General features: G+C 61.1%; 21 protein-coding genes and 1 pseudogene. 16 read left to right on the top strand and 6 right to left on the bottom strand.

The genetic code is table 11. From position 1 onward, the window contains the following. Positions 1-176: 176 nt before the first annotated feature. From BRA1253DRAFT_RS32060 to BRA1253DRAFT_RS32040, 5 genes are all read right to left on the bottom strand, one after another. Positions 177-995, bottom strand: a complete 819-nt coding sequence (locus BRA1253DRAFT_RS32060) for an outer membrane beta-barrel protein (protein ID WP_007601217.1) — start codon at positions 993-995, stop codon at positions 177-179. 202 nt (positions 996-1,197) lie between these two features. Next, positions 1,198-2,460, bottom strand: a complete 1,263-nt coding sequence (gene arcA, locus BRA1253DRAFT_RS32055; protein WP_007601216.1) for an arginine deiminase — start codon at positions 2,458-2,460, stop codon at positions 1,198-1,200. A gap of 25 nt (positions 2,461-2,485) precedes the next feature. Continuing rightward, positions 2,486-3,919, bottom strand: coding sequence for a basic amino acid/polyamine antiporter (locus BRA1253DRAFT_RS32050; RefSeq protein WP_007601215.1), 1,434 nt, complete (start codon positions 3,917-3,919; stop codon positions 2,486-2,488). 143 nt (positions 3,920-4,062) lie between these two features. After that, positions 4,063-7,125, bottom strand: coding sequence for an efflux RND transporter permease subunit (locus tag BRA1253DRAFT_RS32045; RefSeq protein WP_007601214.1), 3,063 nt, complete (start codon positions 7,123-7,125; stop codon positions 4,063-4,065). Further along, positions 7,122-8,225 carry an efflux RND transporter periplasmic adaptor subunit gene (locus BRA1253DRAFT_RS32040; RefSeq protein ID WP_007601213.1) on the bottom strand — a complete coding sequence of 368 codons (1,104 nt, stop codon included), beginning with the start codon at positions 8,223-8,225 and terminating at the stop codon, positions 7,122-7,124. Before BRA1253DRAFT_RS32040 ends, BRA1253DRAFT_RS32045 begins: the two co-directional genes overlap by 4 nt. Before the next feature lie 312 nt (positions 8,226-8,537). Here BRA1253DRAFT_RS32040 and BRA1253DRAFT_RS32035 point away from each other — a divergent pair, with 312 nt between their 5' ends. The 5 genes from BRA1253DRAFT_RS32035 to BRA1253DRAFT_RS32020 all read left to right on the top strand — a co-directional run bounded on the left by BRA1253DRAFT_RS32035 (position 8,538) and on the right by BRA1253DRAFT_RS32020 (position 11,000). Then, entirely contained in the window at positions 8,538-8,762 is a 225-nt protein-coding gene (locus BRA1253DRAFT_RS32035; protein WP_035994337.1) for a DUF3551 domain-containing protein, read from the top strand. 81 nt (positions 8,763-8,843) lie between these two features. After that, positions 8,844-9,374: a Na+/H+ antiporter subunit E gene (locus BRA1253DRAFT_RS45595; RefSeq protein ID WP_245286009.1), complete on the top strand. Its 531-nt coding sequence runs from the start codon at positions 8,844-8,846 to the stop codon at positions 9,372-9,374. Between the two features lies 1 nt (position 9,375). Continuing rightward, complete coding sequence (locus BRA1253DRAFT_RS46350) at positions 9,376-9,531, top strand: hypothetical protein (protein WP_371261347.1); 156 nt, start codon at positions 9,376-9,378, stop codon at positions 9,529-9,531. 69 nt (positions 9,532-9,600) lie between these two features. Further along, on the top strand, positions 9,601-10,308 hold the full coding sequence (locus BRA1253DRAFT_RS32025) for a proton-conducting transporter membrane subunit (RefSeq protein ID WP_051058477.1): 708 nt from the start codon (positions 9,601-9,603) through the stop codon (positions 10,306-10,308). 188 nt (positions 10,309-10,496) lie between these two features. Beyond that, positions 10,497-11,000 (top strand): DUF1269 domain-containing protein, encoded by a 504-nt coding sequence (locus BRA1253DRAFT_RS32020; RefSeq protein ID WP_007601211.1) that lies wholly within the window; start codon positions 10,497-10,499, stop codon positions 10,998-11,000. Between the two features lie 6 nt (positions 11,001-11,006). On the opposite strand, the gene BRA1253DRAFT_RS32015 is transcribed toward BRA1253DRAFT_RS32020, so the two are convergent. Next, on the bottom strand, positions 11,007-11,720 hold the full coding sequence (locus tag BRA1253DRAFT_RS32015) for a Bax inhibitor-1/YccA family protein (RefSeq protein ID WP_007601210.1): 714 nt from the start codon (positions 11,718-11,720) through the stop codon (positions 11,007-11,009). 240 nt (positions 11,721-11,960) lie between these two features. On the opposite strand from BRA1253DRAFT_RS32015, the gene BRA1253DRAFT_RS46345 reads away from it, so the two are divergent. The 11 genes and pseudogenes from BRA1253DRAFT_RS46345 to BRA1253DRAFT_RS31970 all read left to right on the top strand — a co-directional run. Then, positions 11,961-12,185 (top strand): hypothetical protein, encoded by a 225-nt coding sequence (locus tag BRA1253DRAFT_RS46345; RefSeq protein ID WP_083869979.1) that lies wholly within the window; start codon positions 11,961-11,963, stop codon positions 12,183-12,185. Between the two features lie 152 nt (positions 12,186-12,337). Next, positions 12,338-13,777, top strand: a complete 1,440-nt coding sequence (locus BRA1253DRAFT_RS32010) for a basic amino acid/polyamine antiporter (protein ID WP_007601209.1) — start codon at positions 12,338-12,340, stop codon at positions 13,775-13,777. A 302-nt stretch (positions 13,778-14,079) separates the two neighbouring features. Beyond that, entirely contained in the window at positions 14,080-15,204 is a 1,125-nt protein-coding gene (locus BRA1253DRAFT_RS32005) for an AI-2E family transporter (RefSeq protein WP_007601206.1), read from the top strand. Positions 15,205-15,215: 11 nt separating this feature from the next. Beyond that, the gene (locus BRA1253DRAFT_RS32000) at positions 15,216-15,815 is read left to right on the top strand and encodes a hypothetical protein (RefSeq protein WP_007601205.1); all 600 of its coding nucleotides are present in this window, start codon (positions 15,216-15,218) and stop codon (positions 15,813-15,815) included. Continuing rightward, positions 15,816-16,301, top strand: a complete 486-nt coding sequence (locus BRA1253DRAFT_RS31995; protein WP_007601203.1) for a DUF992 domain-containing protein — start codon at positions 15,816-15,818, stop codon at positions 16,299-16,301. Between the two features lie 151 nt (positions 16,302-16,452). After that, entirely contained in the window at positions 16,453-17,010 is a 558-nt protein-coding gene (locus tag BRA1253DRAFT_RS31990) for an HdeD family acid-resistance protein (RefSeq protein WP_007601201.1), read from the top strand. A gap of 15 nt (positions 17,011-17,025) precedes the next feature. Then, entirely contained in the window at positions 17,026-17,301 is a 276-nt protein-coding gene (locus BRA1253DRAFT_RS46340; RefSeq protein ID WP_157158659.1) for a twin-arginine translocation signal domain-containing protein, read from the top strand. A gap of 80 nt (positions 17,302-17,381) precedes the next feature. Next, positions 17,382-17,624 (top strand): hypothetical protein, encoded by a 243-nt coding sequence (locus BRA1253DRAFT_RS31985; protein WP_007601199.1) that lies wholly within the window; start codon positions 17,382-17,384, stop codon positions 17,622-17,624. Between the two features lie 54 nt (positions 17,625-17,678). Then, entirely contained in the window at positions 17,679-18,923 is a 1,245-nt protein-coding gene (locus BRA1253DRAFT_RS31980) for an efflux RND transporter periplasmic adaptor subunit (RefSeq protein WP_007601198.1), read from the top strand. Next, complete coding sequence (locus tag BRA1253DRAFT_RS31975; RefSeq protein WP_007601197.1) at positions 18,920-22,039, top strand: efflux RND transporter permease subunit; 3,120 nt, start codon at positions 18,920-18,922, stop codon at positions 22,037-22,039. Before BRA1253DRAFT_RS31980 ends, BRA1253DRAFT_RS31975 begins: the two co-directional genes overlap by 4 nt. Positions 22,040-23,606: 1,567 nt before the next feature. Then, positions 23,607-23,989, top strand: a pseudogene (locus BRA1253DRAFT_RS31970) (transposase); the annotation flags it as partial.

Here is a 23,989-nt window from a genome sequence, read left to right as displayed (position 1 = left end):
GGATGAGACGGCACCTGGAGGCGGTTAACGCCGACATCATCCCTCAGTGCATCGGTATCCAGGCGCTGGCTCCGGTCAGCAGAATCGCGGGGATCCGCAGAAGCCACGGAGGCGGCCGTTAGACCAACGATGATTCCCACCAATACACACCCGCATCTCGTCATCTTCCAAGCCCTTCAAAACGCGAAATCAAGTCGGGGACCAACCCTGAGATCCCTGTATCGCCGCTCCGGAACGTTCGATGTTCGCGCCTCGTACAATACGCTGGTCGTGATCGACACGTTGCTGGCGAAACTATACCTCAGCCCGACGTCCGCTGAGTAGATCTGATCCTGTCGGCCCCTGTTCAGCCCGTCCGTGAACCAAAAGGCTTCTAACAATGGCGTGCTCACAATCGACCATTTCGGGTCCAGCTTGACTTCGATACCCAGCACCGCGTCAAAGCGCCAGCGGCGGGCTTCCGCAAGATCGGAAAACCGGTAGGTCAGGAGCAACAGTGGCGACAGCGTGACATTGTTCACGCGGAAGTCGCGCGCTACCGAGCCCATCACGTCGTGGGACGTGAAAGCAAGATCGCGATAGACACCGTCGAAATCGTACCGGTTCTCGTAAATAGCGGAGAAGCGCCAGCCGTCCCAATTCTCGGTCAAGCGCGCTCCCATTCGCGCCACTGCGGCGTTGCCGTCCTTCTCGGTCGCAAAGGCCTCGTATTGGGCGCGAGCATAGAGCCGGTACGACAGGTCGCTTGTGAGGTTCCCATCCAACCTGAGACTGACGTCGGGCTCATAATAAAAATCCGACCTGCGGTTGTTCCGGCTGAACAAAGCATTGTCAGTGAAGGTTGGCGCGACGGAGCCAACGACACTCCATGACGGAGCGGAATAATACGGCACAGGACCGCTCGCCTTCAGTTCGGTGAGATCAACATCCGCCGCCCAAGCGGTGTCTGCTCCAAACCATCCAACGACCAGCCAAAGAATCGTCAGCGCGCGCATGGTGTCCCCCGATGGCTTCTGCGTACACCTGGAATCAGCTGAGCGTGGGTGCTGATTATGGCGTGTTAATGGTCAGGAATTAAATCTGTGATTGAGGCGGCAGACGCCGTCTGGCTGGAACTCCCCGGATGCTACCCAGCAACGGCCGAATGCCACGCGGCCGTGAACGCCCTCCTTCAGGGCCGGAGCGCCCGCAGGTCGGCTAATAATCCACCGCGTCCCTAGTGATCGGGCAGGTCATGCAATGACCGCCTCCCCGGCCGCGTCCCAGCTCTGCACCGACAATGGTGATCACCTCGATCCCCTCCTTGCGCAGCAAGGTGTTGGTGTATGTGTTGCGGTCATAAGCGAACACCACGCCCGGAGAGGCGCAGACCAGGTTCGCGCCGCTATCCCACTGGGTCCGCTCGCGCATATACGCGTTGCCGCCGGTCTCAATCACGCGCAACTTCTTCAGGCCGAGCGCTTCGGCCACGACATCCACGAACGGCTTTTCATCCCTGCGTAGATCGAGGCCGGCGGAATTGTCGGCCGGCCGGTAGGAAAAGGCCGCGATGTTGTTGACGATGTCCGGATAGAGCAGGACACAATCCCGATCTGCGAACGTGAAGACAGTATCGAGATGCATCGCCGCGCGCAGCTTCGGCATAGCCGCCACAATCACACGTTCGGCCGCTTTTCTCTTGAACAAGGCTGCGGCAACCTGGCTGATCGCCTGCCGCGAGGTGCGCTCACTCAATCCGATCAGAACGTTGCCCTTGCCGATCGGCATCACGTCGCCGCCTTCCAGCGTCGCGAGGCCGTGATCGCGCGTCGGATCGCCCCACCAGACGTTGACCTTGCCGGCGAAATCCGGATGGAACTTGTAGATGGCTGTGGCGAGGATCGGCTCTTCGTGCCGCGCTGGCCAGTAGAGCGAATTCAGCGTGACGCCGCCGTAGATCCAGCATGTGGTGTCCCGCGTGTACAAGGTGTTGGGAAGCGGCGGTAGCAAATACTCGGTCATCCCGGCTGCTTCGCGCACCAGCTTGAGCATCTCGCCGCCATGGGCATCCGGAAAGTCGTGAGTCGATACTCCGCCGATCAGCGTTTCCGCCAACTCGCGCGGATTGAGACCTTCCAAATAACCGCGCAGCTCGTCGATCAGACCGAGACCGACCTGATCGGCAACAACCTGGTTGTCCAGGATCCACTTCCTGGCCTCGGGGATCGCGACCGTCTCGGCGAGCAGATTGTGCATCTCGACGACTTCGATCCCGCGGTCACGCATTTTTTGAACAAAGTCGAAATGGTCGCGCTTGGCATTGTCCACCCACAGCACGTCATCGAACAACAGAGTATCGCAATTGGAGGGCGTAAGGCGCTGATGAGCCCGCCCTGGCGAGCAGACCATCACCTTCCTCAGCTGGCCGACCTCTGAATGGACGCCGAAGGGAGCCGAGGTGTCCGATGTCTGCTTTGCCATGGGAGTTCTCCCGGGAGTTGCCTGCCTAGATGGTGATGTAGCCGGTGGCCAGTCCGTGTATTCCAACAGCAGCGCCGAGGGCGGCTGCAATGAAGAGGCCCCACTCGATGGCTGTAAAGACCCGCGCCTTCTGTTCCAGGCGCGCCCAGAAATAGAGTGCAGTGCCTGGCGCGTAGAGGATCAAGGACAGCAGCAGGAACTTCATCCCGGCGGCATAGATCAGGAACAGCGTATAGACCAAGGCGACGCCGGCAAAGATCATGTCGCGCTTGCGATCACGGCTGCTTTTCTCATAGGTCTCGCCGCGACGGACGAGCAGGAGCCCGTAGGCTGCGACGAGGAAGAACGGAATGAGTGACATCACGCTCGTGAGATTGAGCATCAGCGCGAATGCATCCTGCGACCAATAGGTGCTGATGACGAAGAGCTGAACGATCACATTGGTGAGCCAGAGCGCCGCAGCCGGCACCTTGTTCGCATTTTCGGTGCCGAACAAAGCTGGCATATCCTTCGTTCGTCCGGCGGCGGAGAGCACCTCAGCGCAGATTAGCGACCAGGCGAGATAGGCCCCCAATACCGAAACCAGGAGTCCGATGCTGACGAAGATCGCGCCCCAATGCCCGACCACCGCCTCCAATACCGTTGCCATGGACGGCTGTCGCATGCCGGCGATCTCGGCGCGGGGCAACGCGGCATATGGCAGCATGGTCACGAGCACCATCAGGGTCGTAACGATCGCAAACCCCAAAATGGTCGCCGCGCCGACATGCGCCCGTTCCTTGGCATAGCGCGAATAGACGCTGGCGCCCTCGATGCCGAGAAAGACAAACACCGTCACCAGCATGGTCGCGCGAATCTGGTCGAACAGACTCTTGTCCGGCATCCCCTCGCCGCCCCAGAAATTGGCGCGGAAAAGATCGGCTTTGAACGCAAAAATCAGGATAGCAATGAAGACCAGGATCGGCACGATCTTCGCAATCGTGACGATGGTGTTGATCGCCGCGGCCTGCTGCACGCCGCGAAGAATCATGAAGTGAAACAGCCAGATTCCTATCGAGGCGACGATGATGGCTGTGACCGTGTTCCCGTCTCCAAAGACAGGAAAGAAGGCGCCCAAGGTCGACTTGATAAGGACCCAATAGGATACGTTGCCGATGCAGCTGCCGATCCAGTACCCGAACGCCGATAGAAAACCAGGATAATCACCAAATCCCTCCTTCGCATAGGCGTAGACACCAGCATCGAGCTCTGGCTTTCGTTCAGCCAGCGTTTGGAACACCCGGGCGAGCGCGTACATGCCGCCGCCGGCTATACACCAGGCGAAGACCGCTCCGAACGGACCAGTGGCGATGCCGAATGTTCTCGGGAGCGAGAAGATGCCCGAGCCGACCATCGATCCGACCACCATCGCGGTCAACGCGAACAGGGAGAGCTTCTGGACTGACGGCGTCCCAGTCATGTGAAGACCTCGCGATAGCGCGGGTGCGCAACATCCTGGCCGATCGACTTGCCGGCACTTCACCATGCACCTCGGGCGGCGCCCGGAATATCAGGTGAACTCCTAATCCCGAGACAGGATTCCCCTCGCCGGAAACCAGCGGCTTAGCCGACCGATTGAGCGGAAGTCCCTACCCGCCCCTTCTCTCCGAACCAGCTCACATACAATGTCGGCAGCAAGACCAGCGTCAAAACGGTTGCAACCAGCAGACCGCCCATGATTGCGACGGCCATCGGGCCCCAGAATACGGTGGGAGCGATCGGGATCATGCCGAGCACGGTCGACACCGCCGTCAACATGATGGGACGAAACCGGGAGCTGCTGGCATCGACCGCTGCGTCCCACGGGCTCTTGCCCTGTGCCCGTTCGGCGTCGATCTGGCTGATCAGAATCACCGCGTTCTTGCTGATCATGCCGAGCAACGCGAGAATTCCGAGGATAGTGACAAAGCCCATCGGTCTGCCGGAAAGCAACAGTGCGGCGACAACACCGATCATCCCGAGTGGCGCCACGCTTATGACCATCAGCAGTCTCGGAAAGCTCTGCAACTGGATCATCAGGACCGTGAGCATGACGAACAGCATCATCGGCACCACAGCAAGCACCGACGCCTGCGAGTTCCGGCTCTCTTCAACGGTTCCGCCCACGGCCACCTCGTAGGAGGTCGGTAGCGTCTTCCTCAACTCGCCTATTGCGGGCGACAGAGCGTCCACCAGCGCAGCCGGCAGTGATCCGCCGCCAATATCGGCGCGCACCGTCAGCGTTGGAATGCGGTCGCGCCGCCAGATCAGCGGATGCTCCTGGTGATACGCGAATGTCGCAAACTGACTGAGAGATACCGTCCTGCCGCTGGGCAAAGGCACCTGAAGCGTACGCAGGTTGGACAGCGAGATGCGCTGCTCATCGACCGCCCGGGCCACCACATTGACCAGATAGATGTCGTCGCGGACCTGCGTGACGATTGCGCCGGATATCACCGTGTTCAGCACGCTCGATATCGCTTGCGAGCTCAGTCCGAGACGTCGCGCTTCGTCCTGATCGACCTGGATGCGGAGCTGGCGTTCCGGCTCCATCCAATCGAAATTGACGCCCTTGGCCCTGGGCTCGGAGGCAATGATTTGCCCAAGCTTGAGCGCAATCTCACGTACCCGTTCGACATCCGGTCCGCTGACGCGATATTGCAGCGGCCATCCCACAGGTGGGCCAAGACCGAGCGGCGAAACCGACGAGACGGCGGCGGGAACTTCCTCCGCGAGCAAACGTTCCAGCCTCACGCGCAGACGCTCGCGCGCCGCGACGTCCTTCGCCACGACAACCGCCTGCGTGAACGAATCGTTTGGAAGCTCGACATTGAGCGGAAGATAGAAACGGATGGCACCGCGCCCCACGTTGGTACTCCAATGATCGACGTCCGGATCGCCGGTCAATGCGGCATCCAAGCGCCTGGCTGCCAGCTCGCTCGCATGGATCGATGCATTCTGGGGCAAACTGAGGTCCACCAGCAGTTCAGGTCGATCTGACGATGGGAAGAACTGCTGCGGAATCAGCGGAAGCGCAAGAACCGACGCGATAAAGAGCACCAGCGAGGTGGCGATCGTGAGCCACTTGGCGCGCATCGCCAGCGTAAGAAACGTGCGATAGAAGCGGAATATCCTGCCTGGCGCGTCCGAGCTCTCCTGTCCCGGCGGAACGAGAATGATCACACCCAGCAATGGCGTAAAGATCACAGCAACGAGCCATGACACCAGGAGAGCGATCGCGACTACCGCAAACAGCGAAAATGTATACTCGCCGGCCGAACTCGCGGCGAAGCCAACCGGGATGAAGCCTGCGATCGTCACCAGAGTCCCTGCAAGCATAGCAAAGGCGTGGCTGCGGTAGGCGAAGGTCGCTGCATCGATTTTGCTGTCGCCTTGGGCCAGCCGGTTGAGGGTGGCGTCCGTGGTCGTCATCGCATCATCGACCAAGAGTGCGAGCGCGATGATCAGCGCGCCCAACGATATTCGTTGCATGTCGATGCGGGCGATCTCCATGATCGGGAACACGACGGTTAGGGTCAGCGGAATGGCAAGCGCGATGATGAGGCCTGGACGAATTCCGAGGCTGATGAAACTCACCACTAGAATGATTGCGACGGCCTGTAGTAGCGAGGTCATGAATTCGCTGATCGCACTATCGACCACCGTAGCCTGGTCGGCGACGAGCGCGGGCTCGATTCCAATCGGGAGATTGGCGGTCATCTGGGCCATCGCCGCCTTGATATTTCTGCCAAGCGCAAGAATGTCGCCGCCATCACGCATTGCGATAGCAAGCCCGATTGCCGGCTGGCCGTTGACCCGGAACATCGGCTGCGGCGGATCCACGTAGCCACGCCGCACTTTCGCAATGTCGCTCAGCCGGATCGTGCGACCGCCTGCGACGAAATTGACACCGGCGATGTCCTGCTCCGACCCAAAGCCGCCGGACACTCGAACGGAAATGGTTTCCTTGCCCGTCTGGATTGTCCCCGCCGGCCGGACAATATTCTGAGCTTGCAGCGCACCGAGCAGAGCCGCCCGATCGACCTGCAAGGTCGCAAGGTCCTGCTTGGAGAACTCGACGAAGATCACCTCGTCCTGGGCACCCAGTAGCTCGATCTTCGACACGTCAGGAACCTGAAGCAAGCGCGCACGGACATTCTCGACGTAATCTCGCAACTCTCGCTGCGTGAAGCCGTCGCTGCTAAAGCCGTAGACGATCCCGAACGTGTCACCAAAATCGTCGTTGAAGCCGGGGCCGACAACGCCAGCGGGAAGCGTGTGGCGCATGTCGCCGATGTTCTTCCTCACCTCATACCAGGTATCGGCGACCTCCCTGCTGTTCGCGCTTCCCTTCAGGTTGACGAAGATAGTGACGAGACCGGCGCGAGTGAAGCTGCGCAGGAACTCAAGATGGGGCGTTTCCTGCAATCGCCGCTCGAGTCGCTCGGTCACCTGTTTCATCGTCTCTTCGGCCGTTGCCCCCGGCCAGGCAGCCTGCACGACCATCGTCTTGATCGTAAACGAAGGATCCTCGCTCCGGCCAAGGCGGAAAAACGCGAGATAACCTGCGATCGCGGCAACGATCATCACATAGACGACGAGCGAGCGGTGCCTGAGCGCCCATCCGGAGAGGTTAAACCCGGTCATGGCTCTGATCCGAGCACGCGCACCTTCTGGCCCGGATGGAGCGCTTGGACGCCCGCGGTGACAACGATGTCGCCGGCATTCAGTCCCTGCGAGACGATGACGTCGGTCTGGTCGAAACGCAGGATGTCGACATTACGCGCCGATATGATGTTCGTCTGGGGATCGAGGATCCAGACGGCCGGCTGCTGATTTATTCTTGTTAAGGCGGTAGCGGGTACATCGATCACCGGTCCGGAACCCAACTCGACGCGGCCGTTTACGGTGGCGCCGAGCCGCATGGCTGGTGGCGGATCCGTTAGACCGACCTTGACCTCGAACGTGCGGGTGACGGGGTCGGCCTGCGCCGCGACCTGGCGGACGCGGCCCTGTGCCGTGATCTTCGCGTCATCTGTCAGGCTGACCATGACCTGCACGTCGGCCGGCGTCGATCTGATCATTTGAGCCGGAACGTCGAAGACTGCGTCACGGCCGTCCTGCCTCGCGATCCTCGCGATCATTTGCCCGGCCTGAACGACCTCGCCATCAGAGGGACCTGTCGCGGTGATTTTGCCGGGCGCATCGGCCCGCAGCTCCGTAAAGCTGACGAGGTCGTGCGCGGAGTCGACTTGCGCCTCCGCCGCCTCGACCTGCGACTGCGCGGCCTGTCGTGCCTGCGTCGCCGCCTCGAAATTGGCACGCGTGGTCCACCCCTGCGCCAACAGCGTTTCCTGACGTTCGTAGTGGTTGCGTGCCTGCGTCAACTGGCCCTGCGCAGCGGAAAGAGCCGCTTTTGCCTGCCGCAATGTGCTCAGCTCGTTCTGGGACTCCAGTTGTGCCAGCAACTGTCCGGCCTCGACCCTGTCTCCGAGTTTCGCATGGCTCGCCCGCAAGCGTCCGGATATCCGAAAGGCGACGGCCACTTCGTCCTCGGCCTCGATGCGGCCTGTAAAAATCAACGGCACCAGGCTATCGCGCTTCTCGATGGTCGTGGTCCGAACCGGACGCGGGGGCAGCTCCTTCGTTTCCGCTTGGCGGCCGCAGGCTACCAGAAACGGTGCGAACACGGAGGCGATCAACGTCACTGCGAAGACTTGCCGAGATGTGGTTCGCCTACCGCGCATCGCCATGCCCTCCTCGATTCCAGACGTTAGATCAGGCAGGTCGCCCTTTCACATCTCGCGATCTACGGTATCGTCCCTGGTATTCTTGCCCAAAGGAGGGGCCACACACATCGGCAAATCTACTTGGTGCGTCCGGATGCAATCGCGACCGCGGGCCGCAGTCGCAGGCGAAACGCCGGCGATATATGAAACGGCGCCTCATGGAGCGCTCCGGGGAATTCCTGCCGCCTAATCGGGCAAAGACCCAATATCGCAGGTCGTATCAAGAGCGCATCGTCAGGGTCAGCTAAAGCGATCGGGCCTGTCAGACCGATGAACCCGGAGGATTTTCGAATGCGGAGATTTATCCTAGTTGCAATGGCGGTCTCGGGAATGCTGGCCATCATGCCACAGACTGCATCAGCGCAGACCGAGCAAAACCAATGGTGCTCCAAGTTCAAGGGGCATGTGAACTGCAGGTACTCCACCCAAGATCAGTGCCAGGCGTCCCGAAGCGGGAGGGGCGGCACCTGCTTCCCCCGGCAGGCGTCGCGCTAGTTGCGTAGCAGGGCAGCGAAGGGCCATCCAAAACGATGGCGTCGAACGATCCGCTCGTGGACGCCATTCGAGCCGGTGTGGATGCTGCTGTATCGCTACGCCAACTCACGCATCCGCACGTCGAAGGATACCCGGCTGCAGACACCGACAGTCGTGCCGCCGGACACCCGCCAGTCAATACACGATGCCGGATTTTCGAAGCACCGCACGGGACGGCGCCATCCGTCGCCAATCGAGGAATCGCCTGTGAGAGGGTCCGCGGGAAAGCCAGATGCGCTCACGGGCGCCACAGCCGGCGCGTCCTGGTGGAGCGCGACGTCCCGCGCGGCTTCGTTCCTCTGCCTCTGGTTGGTACTTTCCGGCGCCGCTCTCGATGACGTTCCTGCCGCGGCAGTCGCCGTCGCGGCGGCAACGTGGACGAGCTTGCATTGGCTGGAACCTGGCAGATCGCGGCGCTCACCTGGCGCCATCTCGCGACTGACATTGCTCTTCTTATATCACTCCATTGTTGCCGGAGTGGACGTCGCGAGGCGGGCACTCGACCCCCCGGCTGCCGCTGCACTCGGGGTTTATCGCATATTCAACCCGTCTTCCCCGCGGCTTTCGTCGTAACGTGTTTGCAACGCTGACGAGCCTGCTACCAGGCACCGTGCCGGCCGCAGAGGATGACGCGCATATCCTCTATCACTGTCTGAATATCGAAAATCCCGCGGTCGCCGAGCTTGCCGAAGAGGAGGCTGCTCTGGTCCGAGCGCTGTACAATGACTGAGTTCCTGACGGCCGCAGTCGGCTTCATCCTGGCGATGCTGCCGTCTCCCATGCCACGGCCAAAGCAGCAATGTTCATGGCTGCCGGATCGATCTATGCGAGGCTGGGTCATGATCGCCTCACAGACTTGCGTGGTCTGGTGAGAACGATGCCATTGAGCGTCTTAGCTTTTGCTCTCGCCGGCATCGCGTTGGTAGGCGTACAGCCGAGCGGTGCGTCGCTGGCAAAAGAGCTGTTGCTTCGTGCCGCAGCCGAAAGGGGGCAGTGGTGGTGGGCGGTCGTGCTCGAGGCGGGCGGAATGCTTACAGCGGCCTACGTTATCTTGGTCCTGGCTCACGCGCTGGTGCCTACGGTCGAGCGGATTGCATCGACCGGTCCTGCACTACACGTCCGGAACATCGCGGCGCTTGTGCTGGCCCTGTGCTCGCTATCGCTCGGCCTGTTGCCTTGGGATTCCTATCTAGCCGTCTCGCACGGTTCGGTGTCCGGTTTCTTTGCGGTCGAGACTCTCACCAAAACACTCTCCTCCGTCCTGGGTGGCGTTGTGCTGGCGATCCTGGTCGCTCCCTGGCCGCATCCGGATGCCTATTCGACGCGCTGGAAAATGGTCGCCAGCATACTCGGTCTTTTTCAACGCAGCTGCCATAGGTCCGTTGGCTGCCTAGAGAAGGCCAATCGCGTTCTCTGCCAGTGGCCTGCGGCCAGCATGTTCCTCCTCATCCTGGCGCTGCTGTTTGGCGCGCTGATGGCTGGGGCGCATACCTCTCGGCCGGGATAAGGTCAGCCTCAGGCGACCCTCCAGCAACAACGATCAGGAACATTCATCCCCACGCCTCAGGGTTTTCTCCGATCCCAAGCCGACCGATCGAAAGCTAGTGTTCGACAGCGCGTTCCGCCAGTGGCACGGTTGCACCGGTCGGCGCATCGTCTTGGTCGCGGCGGAGCTTGATCCAGCAGGAGGTTTGCATGTCCGATCTAGTAGCGATCGTGTATCCATCCGAGGCGAAGGCCGAGGAAGTGCGTCAGCGGCTGCTCAAGCTGCAGAAGGAATATCTGATCACAATCAGCGACGCAGTGATCGCCGTGAAGACGGATTCCGGCGGCATCAAGCTCAATCAGCTCGTCAACACGACGTCGATGGGGGCGGTGACCGGCGGTTTCTGGGGACTTCTGATCGGCATGATCTTCCTCAATCCGATCCTCGGTGTCGCCGTCGGAGCAGCTTCCGGCGCACTTGGCGGCGCACTGTCCGATTTCGGCATCGACGACTCCTTCATGAAGGAATTATCAGTATCACTTCACACGGGCAACGCCGCCTTGTTCGTGCTGATCAAGAATATGACTGCGGACAAGGTCTTGAAGGAGATCAAGGACGCCGGAGGGACCGTGCTGAAGACGTCCCTGGACGACGCCAAAGAACAGGCTCTGCGCGACGCACTCGCAAGCGCCGCGGAGCGGCCGGCGGCCTGAAGCCACTTAGCGGCGGTTGCCGACCAGACGCAGCAGCATCATGAACAGGTTGATAAAGTTGAGATACAGCGACAGCGCTGAAATCACCGACTTGCGGTCTCTGGTTGTTTCGTCGTCCCGGCTGTCATGCATCGCCTTGATCCGTTGCGTGTCGTAGGCCGTCAGCCCGGCAAACACGCCGACGCCCACAATCGAGATCAGCCAGTCAAGCCCGCTGGATTGCAGGAACAGATTCACCAGGGTGGCGATGATGATCCCGATAAGGCCCATGAACAGGAAGGTGCCGAGACCGGATAGGTCGCGCCTTGTGGTATAGCCAAAGACGCTGAGCGCCCCGAACGTCGCCGCGGTGATGAAGAAGACGCGCGAAATCGAGGCGCTGGTGTAGATGTGGAGCAGCGTCGAGAGCGACACGCCGACCAGCGCCGCATAGATGAAGAACAGCAGACGCGCGGTCGACACCGACAGCGTATTGATCCGCGAGCCGATGAAGAAGACCAAACCCAGCGGCGCCAGTATGAAGACCCACATCAACGGGCTCTGCAGCAGTGCAGGACTAGTGAGCTGATAGGTGAGCCACGCAACAACGGCCGTTAGGCCGATGCCGGCAGCCATATAGTTGTAGATGCGCAGCATGTAGCTACGCAGTCCAGCATTGACCGCGATTGCCTCGCCGCCGCCCGCTCCCGCCGTCGTCACGTTCGGATCATAGTTCGACATTGCCTGTCTCCTGCCAGAGCTCGCTAATCAGGTCATGCTATCTCTGGGTATCAGTAGACGGCATCGGACAATCACCCGAGAGTTGGCAAGGACAATCACCCTATCGCACAGCTTTTTACTGCGCACCTGAGCACGGTGATTACGAACCGGTAATCGAAACCGCCGGAAGTGTCCTCCTTTGGGCGGAGACGCATTACGCGTTTGGGGAAAACGGCCGCGATCCGGCCTAATCCGGCCGGTATGCGCTTCTACTTTCATATCGTCGACAAATACGGTCTCTCGCCCGATGGGACCGGATGCGAGCTCGCCAATCAGGACGCAGCGTCCCTGCACGCCCGATGCATAGCGGCTGAGCTCGCGAAGGCCGGCGAGTTCTGCCGTTTCAGCGTCGTGCTTTTGGCGGCCGCTTCCGGGCCATCATCCGGTCCCGGTCAAATCGCGACTGCCCCTCCCCCAAAAACTTGAGGGCGATGCCCAACCTTACAGTACGTCAATTTCCTGCCCTCGCTGCCTACAGAGAATCCCGGATGTGCGAAGGGGAAAGCCACGTCTAATGTCCTCTCCAATGCGGCGGGCATCAATGCCCGTCGCATCCCGGATTGGAAGGCCATCCCGTCATGGCTCCCCCGCCGAATGCGGCCGACCAGAAACTCTCGCGGAATGCTCTCATCGCGCTCGTGATCGGCTCGATGGTGGGGTCCGGCATTTTCGCACTACCTGCGGCGTTCGGACGAACCACGGGTGCGCTTGGAGCAATGATCGCCTGGGCTATCGCGGGCAGCGGCATGCTGATGCTGGCTTTCGTGTTCCAGACGTTGTCACACCGCAAGCCCGACCTTGATGCCGGGATCTATGCCTATGCCAGAGCCGGATTTGGCGACTACATCGGCTTTGCTTCAGCCGTCGGGTACTGGATCGGTTGCTGTCTTGCAGACGTCGCCTGTCTCGTCTTGATCAAGGCAACGCTCGGGCAGTTTTTTCCCGTGTTCGGCGACGGGACAACTCCGGTGGCGATCGCTTCGGCGTCTGTCCTGCTGTGGGGAGTGCACATTTTGCTGCTGCGCGGCATCAAGAGCGCAGCCACCCTCAATACGATTGCGACCTACACAAAGATCATCCCGATTTTGCTGTTCATTGGCACCGCCGTCATTGCTTTTAACGGCGATCTGTTCGCCGTTAATTTCCACGGAACGGAGCAGTCGGATGCGTCGAGTGTGTCTTCTCAGGTTCGCGGCACGATGCTGCTAACCGTGTTCGTGTTCGTCGGAATTGAAGGCGCGAGCGTCTACTCCCGCTACGCCCGGAGCCGTGCCGACATCGGCTTCGCAACCATTGCCGGATTTCTGACGGTGCTCGGCCTGCTCGTTCTCGTGACGCTCTTGTCCTACGGCGTGTTGCCGAGGGCTGAACTGGCGGATCTTCCGACGCCATCCATGGCTGGCGTGATGGAAGCGATTGTCGGCCGCTGGGGCGGCGTATTCATCAGCCTGGCGCTCCTGATCTCGGTTCTCGGCAACTACCTATCTTGGTCACTGCTGGCGGCCGAGATCCTGCATTCCGCGGCGATCCACCGCACCATGCCTTCCTTTCTTGCCAGGGTGAATGCGCACAAGGTCCCTGCCGGCGCGCTCTGGCTCACAAATTGCGTCATCCAGATCTTTCTGCTGGTCGCCTGGTTTGCGGAGTACGCGTTCACACTCGCGTTGAAGATGACGAGCGCGATGACGCTGATCCCGTATTTCATTGTCGCGGCGTACGGCTTAAAGCTTGCCTGGTCGGGCGAGACCTACCGCGCGGGCGAGCGCGCTCGCACCACCGACTGGATCCGATCGGCTATCGCAACGATCTATGCAGCTGGCATGATCTACGCCGGCGGACCGAAATTTCTCTTGCTGTCGTCCATCCTCTATGCACCCGGCACTCTGCTGTTCCTGCTTGCGAAACGCGAGCGCAAGGAAACGATCTTCGGGCCATTCGAAGCTATGCTTTTTGCAGCGATCACGATTGCCGCGTGCGCCGGCGTTTACGCACTCGCAACCGGAGCCATATCGATTTGAATCTTTGTCCCTAGTTGCATGGAGGCGAATATGAGCACACGGGCCATCTGTGGCGCCTTGATCATATACGGATCGATGGCGGTCTGCGCCTTTCCAACCGTGTCGCTGGCCCAATCGACTGAGACCGGCGTGTCTGCCCAAAGCGGCGCCGGCGCGTCGCCACCGGAGAAAGCAGCTCCAAACACCAATACGAACCCGACGAAGCACCGCTACTGGCGTCATCGCGGAGGAAAGCATCCGCACTTTGGCAGCCGGCGCGTCCGGGCCTAGGTACCACAGGCGACGGCGATTGAACCGATACCATGAACGAGTCCAGGACAGCACCGGAGAGACTCTGCGAGATCGCTCCACGCGATGGCTCCGCCGTCGTGCCGGAGAACGGCACACGACGCGGCATTCTCGCAACCGGGCTCGGCCTGGTGGCTGCCTGCGTCTTGCTGTTTCTGGTGTGGCAGACGGTCTCGAGTCTCCTGCTGATCTTTGCAGGCGTGTTATTCGCCGCGTTTCTGGATGCTTGCGCAAGGGCCCTGGCGGCCGTCCTCCCGCTCAATCGCGCCTCGCGGCTGACGCTGGTTCTGTTGCTGTTCTCCGCTCTGTCGGGATTTGGACTGATCTGGGGCGCGGGCAAGCTGCCGGAGCAGACGCGCCTCTTGCTGAAGGTCATGGACAACCAGCTCGACATCCTGCAGGAGCATCTTCTGTCATATGGCGTGGATCTGCTCGGTCCGGAATGGGGCCGCGACTTTGCGCAGTGGCTGTTCTCGGACCAAGGCCGGTTTCTCAGCCATGCTCAGTTCCTGCTTGGCGGAGCGTCGAGCCTTCTGACCGGTGTCCTAGTGGTCCTGTTCCTCGGGATCCTCTTTGGTCTAGACCCAACCAGCCACCGTGAAAGCCTGGTCATGCTGGTGAAGCCCTCCCAGCGCCAGCGGGCGAGAACGGTCATGGACGAGATGGGCAATGTCATGCGGCTGTGGCTCGTCGGGCAGTTCATCCGCGTCATACTCATGACGTTGTGGGTCTGGGCCGCGCTCTACCTCATTGGGTTGCCTGGACCCTTCGTGCTCGGACTGCAGGCGGGCCTGTCGAATTTCATTCCCTATGTCGGACCAATCGTAGCCGCAATACCGATCGCGCTGGTCGCAATGCCGCTCGGCAGTTCCCTGCTGATCTGGGCCGTCCTCATTTACTCGATCATCCAGTCTGTCGAAGGCTATGTGATCGGTCCGCTGATCCAGCGCCAGGCCGTCGAGATCCCTCCTGCCTGGACGTTGGTCGCCATCGTCCTGCTCGGTGCGCTGTTCGGCGTCCTGGGCATCGCGCTCGCCATGCCGCTGGTGGCGATCGGCCGTGTCGCAATCATCCGATTCTATGTCGAGGACTACCTCGGCGACGAGTTCAAGCAGACGTTCAACAGCGGTGAATCGTGAGTGAGGACCCCATGAACCAGAGCGGGGCGCCACGGCACGAGGGTACCGATCCTCCCTCGCCTCAATCGACAATGGCTCAATTCCTGTGGCAGCAGCTTCCTTATGTCGTGGCGCTGGTGCTTGCCATCGCGGGCGTCGCCTATACTAACGTTTCCCACCAACCTCTCGTCGGCTACTGGGAATTCCTGGCGCTTGCCATCTGCATCGTGTGCGTCGTCACCAAATGGCCGGAAACCCAAGGCAAGGAGGCCCGGCTCCGCTTGATCTGGACCCAGGCGCTGCACTGGGTCGCCGTGCTGGTCACGATGAACATCATTCTGGTCTCGGGCGTTCAGCAATTGCTTCCGACCCCGGCGACCGGCCTTGTCCTGCTGACTTTGCTTGCGCTCGGCACGTTCCTCGCGGGCGTCAACCTTCTATCGCTGCAGATCTCTTTCCTCGGCCTTGCCATGGGCATTGCCGTCCCGGCGATATCCTGGCTGAAGCAGTCCGTCTTTTTCTTCCTGCTGGGCGCAGTGCTGCTGATCGGACTCGGCATCACATTCTGGTTCCGCCAGGACAGCCGACCGAGGAGCGCGCTCTCCGATACCAACAGTCAAGTGGAGGCCTGAATGCGAATGATGCGGTTTGTGGCAGTCTTCGGCACGTCCGCGTTGCTATGCGTCGCAGCCCTGCCGGCGCGCGCCGAAACGTTCAGGGTCGGCCGGCTCCTGTGCTTCAGCAACCCGCGCGTCGGGCTTGTGCTCGGATCGGTGCAGTCGTTGCGCTGCACATTCTTTGCAAGAAATCCGCCGAGGCAGTTCATCTATGAGGGACGAATCCGGCGTGTCGGCCTTGATATCGGCGTGACCAGCGCAGGCACCTTGTCTTGGGCCGTGCTCGCCAAAAACTCGCGGATCGGATCCGCCACCTTGCGCGGCAACTATGTCGGCGCGAGCGGCAGCTTTGCGTTCGGCCCCGGGCTCGGCGCGAACGTCCTGATCGGTGGCTCGCGACGGAGCGTGATGTTGCAACCCCTGTCGATCGAGCGATCGATCGGGATCAACCTGGCCGCCGGCGTCACTAACCTGACGCTGGGTCCGCGCGGCCCGCGATAGCTTGCAAAGGCGATCGAGCACACAATCGCTCCGCTCGTGGCCCACGAGAACATTCCCGCCCCATCGCTCAGGGTTTCGTCGGATGTCGATAGCGGAGGTTCGACGCTAGCGTCCCAAGCGTGCCGACCATCACGCAGACCAGGAGGATGGGATGACAGTTTATGACGACCGCTCCGATATCGAGGCTTTGGGCGGCCCTCCGCTGTGGGTCTGTGCCCTTCTCGGAATCGTGATGATCGCCGCCGGTTTCGCAGCTCTCAGCGACGTGGCGTTCGCAACCATCATCAGCGTCAAGTTCATCGGGCTGATGGCCATCGCGGCCGGCGCGTTCGAGATCATCCATGCATTCTGGACCAAGGGATGGGGTGGGTTCCTATGGCAGATCCTGCTCGGCGCGCTCTACGCCGCCTTCGGCCTTGTGCTGCTTACCCAGCCCGCCTCGGGTGCCCTGATCCTCACCTACCTCCTCGGCGCGGTGCTGTTCGCCTCAGGCGTCATTCGATGCGTGCTGAGCTTCGCCCATTGGCGGCAGAACGGATGGATGATGCTGATCTCGGGCATTTTTGGGCTGCTCGCCGGCGTGCTGATTCTATTCGGCTTTCCGGCCATCAGCGTCTGGGCCCTCGGATTTCTGCTTGGCGTCGACCTGATTTCGCACGGCCTCGCCTGGCTGCTTTACGCGCTTCAGGCGGCGCGGCGAACCGCCTAACAAAGGAGAAGAAACATGATGGACACACCGAGCCGTCGGGCTTTCCTTGGCTTTGCTCAGAATGCCGTCGCTGCCGTGGCGATCGGCGCCATCGGGGTTCGTTTCATTGAGGCCGCGGAAGCAATGCCTATTGCTCACGATCTCGGCCGGCCGAGCGAGCAACCAGACCTCCCGACGCAAGCACAATGGGGACCGCCGTCTCGTCGTCGGGGATGGGGCCGGCCGCGCCGGCGTCGCTGGGTGTGCTGGTGGCATCGCGGTCGTCGCCGTTGCGGATGGCGGTGGCGCTAACAACGCGTCCTCGCGCAATCCGCGGTCGACAGATACTCCGCGAAGCCGGCACCAGTCCCAATCAGACGAAGGAGGCAGCCTTGCGCATCACGAAACGATGGGTCGTTGGGACCTTCCTGGCAGCTCTTCTCGTTGCGGCAACCTGGTATTGCGTGGCGGTATGGCAGGCAACGCCGTCCATGCCGCTTTACCGCAACGTCATCCTGGGAGGCGCTGCAATCCTGATGCTGGTCACCGGCTGCGGACTGATCGGGCTGATGTTCCACAGCCGCCGCAAGGGCTACGACGAACCCGCGCGCAGCAATCGCATGCGGCGGGAGTAGCGAGGCGCCGGTGAAGCACTGACCCGGCTCCGGATCCGTTGCAAGGAGCGGACAATGACCTTTGCTGGCGTCTCGATCAGGCTGCTGGGGGTCACTCTCCTGATGGTCACCGCCGGCGGATCGGCCCAAACCCAGTCGACTTCGGCCGCGCCACCCGCGGTCGGCATCGTGGAAGCGGCCAAGCGGCCGATCACCGAGAGCAGTGAATTTCTCGGGCGGATCGAGGCGATTAATCGGGTCAACCTCGTTGCTCGCGTCACTGCATTTCTGGAACGGCGCCTGTTCGAGGAAGGCGCCGAAATCAGCAAAGGCGATGAGCTCTATCGGCTCGAGCGTGGCCCTTTCGAATCGGATCTCGCATCGAAACAGGCGCAGGTGTCCCAGCTTGAGGCCACACTCGAGAATGCCAAGCTGACGACCGAACGCGCGCGGACCTTGCTCGGAGGCCCTGCCGGGCAACAGTCCACCTACGACGCAGCAATCGCGAACCAGCGCAGCCTCGAAGCCCAGGTGCGAGCCGCGCAAGCCGGGGTCCAGGCCTCTCAGATCAATCTCGATTACACAGTGATCAGCGCGCCGATCGCCGGCAAGATCGGACGAACGGCGGTGACGGTGGGCAACGTCGTCAGTCCAAGCTCGGGGGTACTGACCAGCATCGTCAGCCAAGACCCGATGTATGTCACCTTTCCCGTGCCGGTGCGTCAGGGACTGGAGCTGCGCGAACGATACGCGCCGCAAGGCGGTCTGGAAGCCGTGGTCATCAGGCTGCGACTGCCGAACGGGCGAATGTACGGAAAAACCGGCAAGCTGAACTTTGTCGACAATACCATCGCCCAGAGCACTGATACGATCACCGTGCGTGGCGAGATCGCCAATCCGATCCTGCGGGCGCCCTCGGCGGCCGGCGTCTCCGTTCACGAGTTGACCGATGGCGAGTTCGTGACCGTAGTGCTTGAGGGCGTTCAGCCGGTCGAGGTGCTGGTGATCCCTCGCTCGGCCGTGCTCTCCGATCAGCAGGGCAACTATGTTCTCGCTGTCGGCGCCGACAACGAAGCCGAACAGCGTCGCATCCAGCTCGGGCAATCGACCCCGACTGTCGCGGCGGTGATCGCCGGACTTGCGGCCGGCGACAAGGTGATTGTCGAAGGCCTGCAGCGGGTTCGTCCCGGCCAGACCGTGTCGCCAGGACCAGCCAGCGCGCGGATCCTGTCGAGCATGAAAGCCGCCGCAGATGGCACGGCTCCGCAAACGGATCACGGCCCCTCCGGCAAGGCTGGTCCGGCGGATAACAAACCATGATGTCCGCCCTCTTCATCGATCGTCCGCGGCTTTCGATGGTGATCGCATTCATCATCACGATTGCCGGCGCACTGGCGCTGGCGCAAATCCCGGTGGCACAATTTCCAGACATCGTGCCGCCACAGGTCACGGTCGCCGGCATCTTCCCTGGCGCGTCCGCCGAGGTTGTAGAGAGCAGTGTCGCCCAGCCGCTGGAGGCGCAGATCATTGGAAGCGACCGCGCACTCTACATGAAGTCGACTAGCGCCAATGACGGCAGCTACACACTGACGGTTTCGTTCGCGCTCGGTACCAACCCCGACATCAACACCGTCAACGTCAACAACCGCGTGCAGAGTGCTCTGTCGCAATTGCCCACCGAAGTACAGCAGCAGGGCGTGACGGTGCACAAGCGCTCCTCGTCGATCCTGCAGTTCCTCGTACTCTACAGCGGAAATGGCCAACAGGACCCGCTCTTCATCACCAACTATGCAATCATCAACGTGCTTGATGCGATCGCCAGCACGCCGGGGGTCGGCCAGGCGAACCTGTTCGCGAAGATGAACTACTCGATGCGGATCTGGTTTGACACGCAGCGGCTCACCAGCCTCAATCTCACGCCGTCGGACGTCATTGCCGCGATCCGTACGCAAAGCGTCCAGGCCCCGGTCGGCCGCATCGGCGCGCGCCCGATCAGCGACGACCAGCAGTTCCAGTTCAATGTGCAGACCCTGGGCAGGCTCGCCACCGTCGATCAATTCACCCAAATCGTGCTGCGCGCCAATCCGGACGGTTCATCGCTGCTCGTGGGCGACGTTGCCCGCGTCGAGATGGGCGCGCAAAATCTCGACAGCGAAGCGCGGATCGACGGACGTGCGGCCGTGCCGATCGCGATCTATCTGTCACCAGGTGCCAATGCGGTGACCACCGCACAGGCGGTGACAGCGACGATGCAGCGGCTGTCGCAGCATTTTCCCACCGGGCTGAGCTACCTCGTCCAATACGACTCAACGAGCTTCGTGCGTGCCACCATCGCGGAAGTGTTACAGACGCTAGGCGAGGCCTTCCTGCTGGTCGTGATCGTGGTGTACCTGTTCCTCGGCAATCTCCGGGCCACCGTGATCCCGGCCGTTGCCGTTCCGGTGAGCCTGATCGGCACCTTCGCCGTGCTGCTGGTGCTCGGATATTCGGCCAACACGGTGTCCCTGCTCGCCATGGTGCTCGCCATCGGCATCGTGGTCGATGACGCCATCGTCGTCGTTGAGAATGTTGAGCGGATCATGGAGGAGGAGCCCTCGCTTTCTCCCGCCGAGGCCAGCAAGAAGGCTATGGTACAGATCACGGCGCCGATCATCGCGATCACGCTGGTACTGCTCTCCGTCTTCGTGCCGATCGCTTTCAGTCCCGGCATATCCGGCACGCTGTTTCGCCAGTTTGCAGTGACAATCAGCGCCGCGATGATGATTTCGGCACTGAATGCACTGACGATGTCGCCGGCGCTATGCGCGCTGTTCCTGCGCCACACCGGGCCGCGGCGTGGCCTGATCGGTCGTGTGCTTGGCGGCATCGACTGGTTGCGGGACCGCTACAGCAGCGGCGTGCGCCGCTTGGTGCGGAAGGCGGGGCTCTCGCTCCTGCTGATTGCCCTATTCGGCGCCGGCATCTTCGGCATGTCGCTGATCACGCCGACGGGTTTCTTGCCCGAGGAAGATCAGGGAGCCTTCTTCACCTCGGTACAACTGCCGGACGGCGCGTCGGTGGCACGAACCAGCGAAATCACCCAACAGGTCGAACGCATCCTGAAGCAGATGCCCGCGGTCGATCATGTTCTTGCCATCATCGGCTTTTCCCTGCTCGACGGCGCATCCGAACCGAACAGCGCGCTGGTGGTCACGCGCCTGAAGCCGTTTGCCGATCGCAAGGCAGCAACAGATTCTGCGCGAGCGCTGATCGGCCAAACCTTCGCCGCTGGCGCGCAGATCCGCCAAGCCAATGTCCTGCCGTTCAATCTGCCGCCGATCATCGGGCTCTCCACCGGCGGCGGGTTCGAATACCAACTCCAAGCATTGGAAGGACAGAACCCGGCCGAAATCTCCAGTGTCACCGGTGCGCTGATCGGCGCCGCCAACGCCGACCCACGGCTCTCGCGCGTCTTTTCGACCTTCACTGCAACCAATCCGTCGATCTATCTCGATATCGACCGCCGCAAGTCTCAGGCGCTCGGAGTGACAATCAGCGACATCTTCACGGCCCTACAAGCGACGCTCGGCGGCATCTACGTCAACAACTTCAATCGGTTTGGCCGCACCTGGCAGGTCAACGTTCAGGGCGAAGCGCTCGATCGCGCCGATATTTCGGACATCTGGCAAATCTTCGTGCGCAACGCCAACGGCCAAATGGTGCCGATCAGATCGCTCGCCGGGATCAAGATCGTGACCGGACCTCAGGTGATCACCCGCTACAACAATTATCGCTCAGTGACGGTGAACGGTAGCCCGGCGCCCGGTGTCTCATCAGGCACCGCGCTCACAGCGATGGCCGACGTTTCTCATGCCGTACTGCCTGCGGGCTACAGTTTTGAGTGGACCGGTACCGCCTATCAGGAGCAACAGGCCGCTGGCCAGACCGGCATTGTGCTCACGCTTGCCGTGCTGTTCGCGTATTTGTTCCTGGTCGCGCTCTATGAGAGCACGATTATCCCGATCCCGGTCCTGTTGTCGGTCCTGGTCGGCGTGCTCGGCTCCTATGTCGGCATCAAGGTCGCTGGCGTCAATCTCGATCTGTACGGTCAGATCGGACTCGTGGTGCTGATCGCACTCGCCGCCAAAAACGGCATCCTGATCGTCGAGTTTGCGAAGGAGCAGCGTGAGGCGGGCGTGGCGCTCGAGCAAGCCGCGATCCAGGGCGCATATATGCGTTTCCGCGCAGTGATGATGACTTCCGTTGCCTTCATCCTTGGTCTCCTGCCGCTTGTGATTGCGACCGGCGCCGCCGAGCTCAGCCGCAGGGCCGTCGGCACAGCCGTGTTCGCAGGCATGCTTGCAGCGAGCTCTGTTGGGATCTTCCTGGTGCCGATGCTCTACGTGACGTTCCAGCGCCTGCGCGAGCGCGTGAAGACGGGCGCCCTTGGCCATTGACATGCCGCAGCAAACTCCAGAAGCGCGGATCCCCATGCAGCTGGTACCGGGCTCCTCATCCTGGCTACTTCAAGGGCACGGTTCTGTTCGCATCCAGCATCATTCAGTCCATGGCACGCATCCAAATCCATCCGGAGATCGCGCAAGCAAAGGAAGACGATAATGAACGTGCGAACCCGTGATGGTTTCCTTGCACTCCTAGGATGCCGGTGCTGCTGGCACTGCCGACGGGATGTGTTATCGATTTTGAAGGCACAAAAAGGATTCCGGTCGCGTTGGATCCAAGCGAGTTCCGAAAGGGCTCGACCTCGTGAGAGAAACCGGTGTACCGCCGCCTGCTGCCACTTGGGGCTGCGGCTACGCGGTGCCCGCGCAGCTGTCCTCGATTGTGGTATCCGCGGCGTCGCGCGGCCGGCAACCAATGTAGTTGGCGTTGGAATGCAATCGTCCGCGGTAAGGTTTACCGGTCCGACAAGCTCTGGAGCATGCGATGCGCAACAGAGATCGGTGTAAGCCACACGACGAGGCTGTGCGCACCAAAAGAGACCGGAAGATAAAGCCAACAAAACGTGACGTGCCCACCTCGACTAGTCTCGTGCAAGTCGCACTCGCGATGGTACTGGGGGTTGCGCCAATGCTCAGAATGGCTGTGACGCATCCCGCCTCCGCACTCTGAGGCTGCTCGTCAGCGCTCGCCTACGCGCCGGTATTTCGATGTCTGCGGTTGCGTCAACGTGCGAGGCTCGTCAGGAGAGGCCCACATAGCTTTTAATGAGATATTTCTTGATCTCCCGGTGCACACATCGTGCACACGTGGCCTTCTAACCGCTTGTAAAGCTTGAACTCTCGATCCAATCCATCATGGCGAAGTTTGAGCTAGTCCATCCAGTGATCGCTATCGAAATCTAAGTTCGTATATCCCATCGACCACTTTGCGCCAGAAGCAGCCATTCGAGAATGGAAGGGCTTCAACGGGTATCAGGTGGTATCCCTTTTCTGCACCTTAGCTTGGTTTGCCGAAGTTGGTGTCCGTTGACTTAGCCTAACCTGGGCTTGCCCATGCCTTGGTCGATAATGCTCTCGATAGGAATGGGGAGGCTGCGAACTCGTTTGCCAATCGCGTGATAAACCGCGTTCGCGATGGCAGCCTCGCCGCGCTTTGTCGGTGCCTAGGCCTGATAGGCGGCGAGGTCTTTCCTCAGGCCCACCACAATAGTGGGGGATACATGGTAGCGGGAGACCGCTACCGCTTTTCCTCACATGGCGCAAATCTGCGATATTTCCTCCGATCTTCCGCTTAAACGGTAGGTCAAATCGGCGTAGGTCCTCGCCCACCAGGGAAGCCATCCTTCATGAAGACGGCGGAACGTCGGATAAACCCCAAATGCAGAGCTGCCTAGTCGTCCGTGAACAAGGCTCTAAGCGATTGAGCAGGAGTCAGTTTTCCGGTTGCGGCGGCATTTGAGATTGCAGGGATTGGGGGCTTGAGGCCCCCAAATCTTGCAATTGTCGTTTGTGGATTCCCTTTCGCTGCGGGCCATGATTCTGTGGTGCATCGGAGGGGCCGATGCGACCGAAGAAGCACAGGACGACGGGATCGAACGATCTGTTCCGGGCGCGGCTGGACCAGATCATCAACATGAAGCACGAGCTGGTTCAGCTCGCCGGCAAGATCGATTGGGACTGGATCGACGGCGAGGTCGCGCCGCTCTACAGCGAGAATGGCCGGCCCGGGATCGAGACCCGGTTCATGATCGGGCTGCTGTTGCTCAAGCACACTTACGGGCTGTCCGATGAGGGCGTTTGCGAGCGCTGGGTTCACGACCCGTATTTCCAGTTCTTCACCGGGCAAGAGTTCTTTCAGCATGCCTTCCCGCACGAGCGCTCGGACCTGAGCCATTGGCGCAAGCGGCTCGGCGACAAGTTGGAGCTGCTGCTGGCGGAGAGCCT

It is taken from the genome of Bradyrhizobium sp. WSM1253 (assembly GCF_000244935.1).
Lineage (GTDB): Bacteria > Pseudomonadota > Alphaproteobacteria > Rhizobiales > Xanthobacteraceae > Bradyrhizobium > Bradyrhizobium canariense.
Note: the sequence above shows the minus strand (reverse complement) of the source record. Positions and strands in the feature narration are given on the sequence as shown.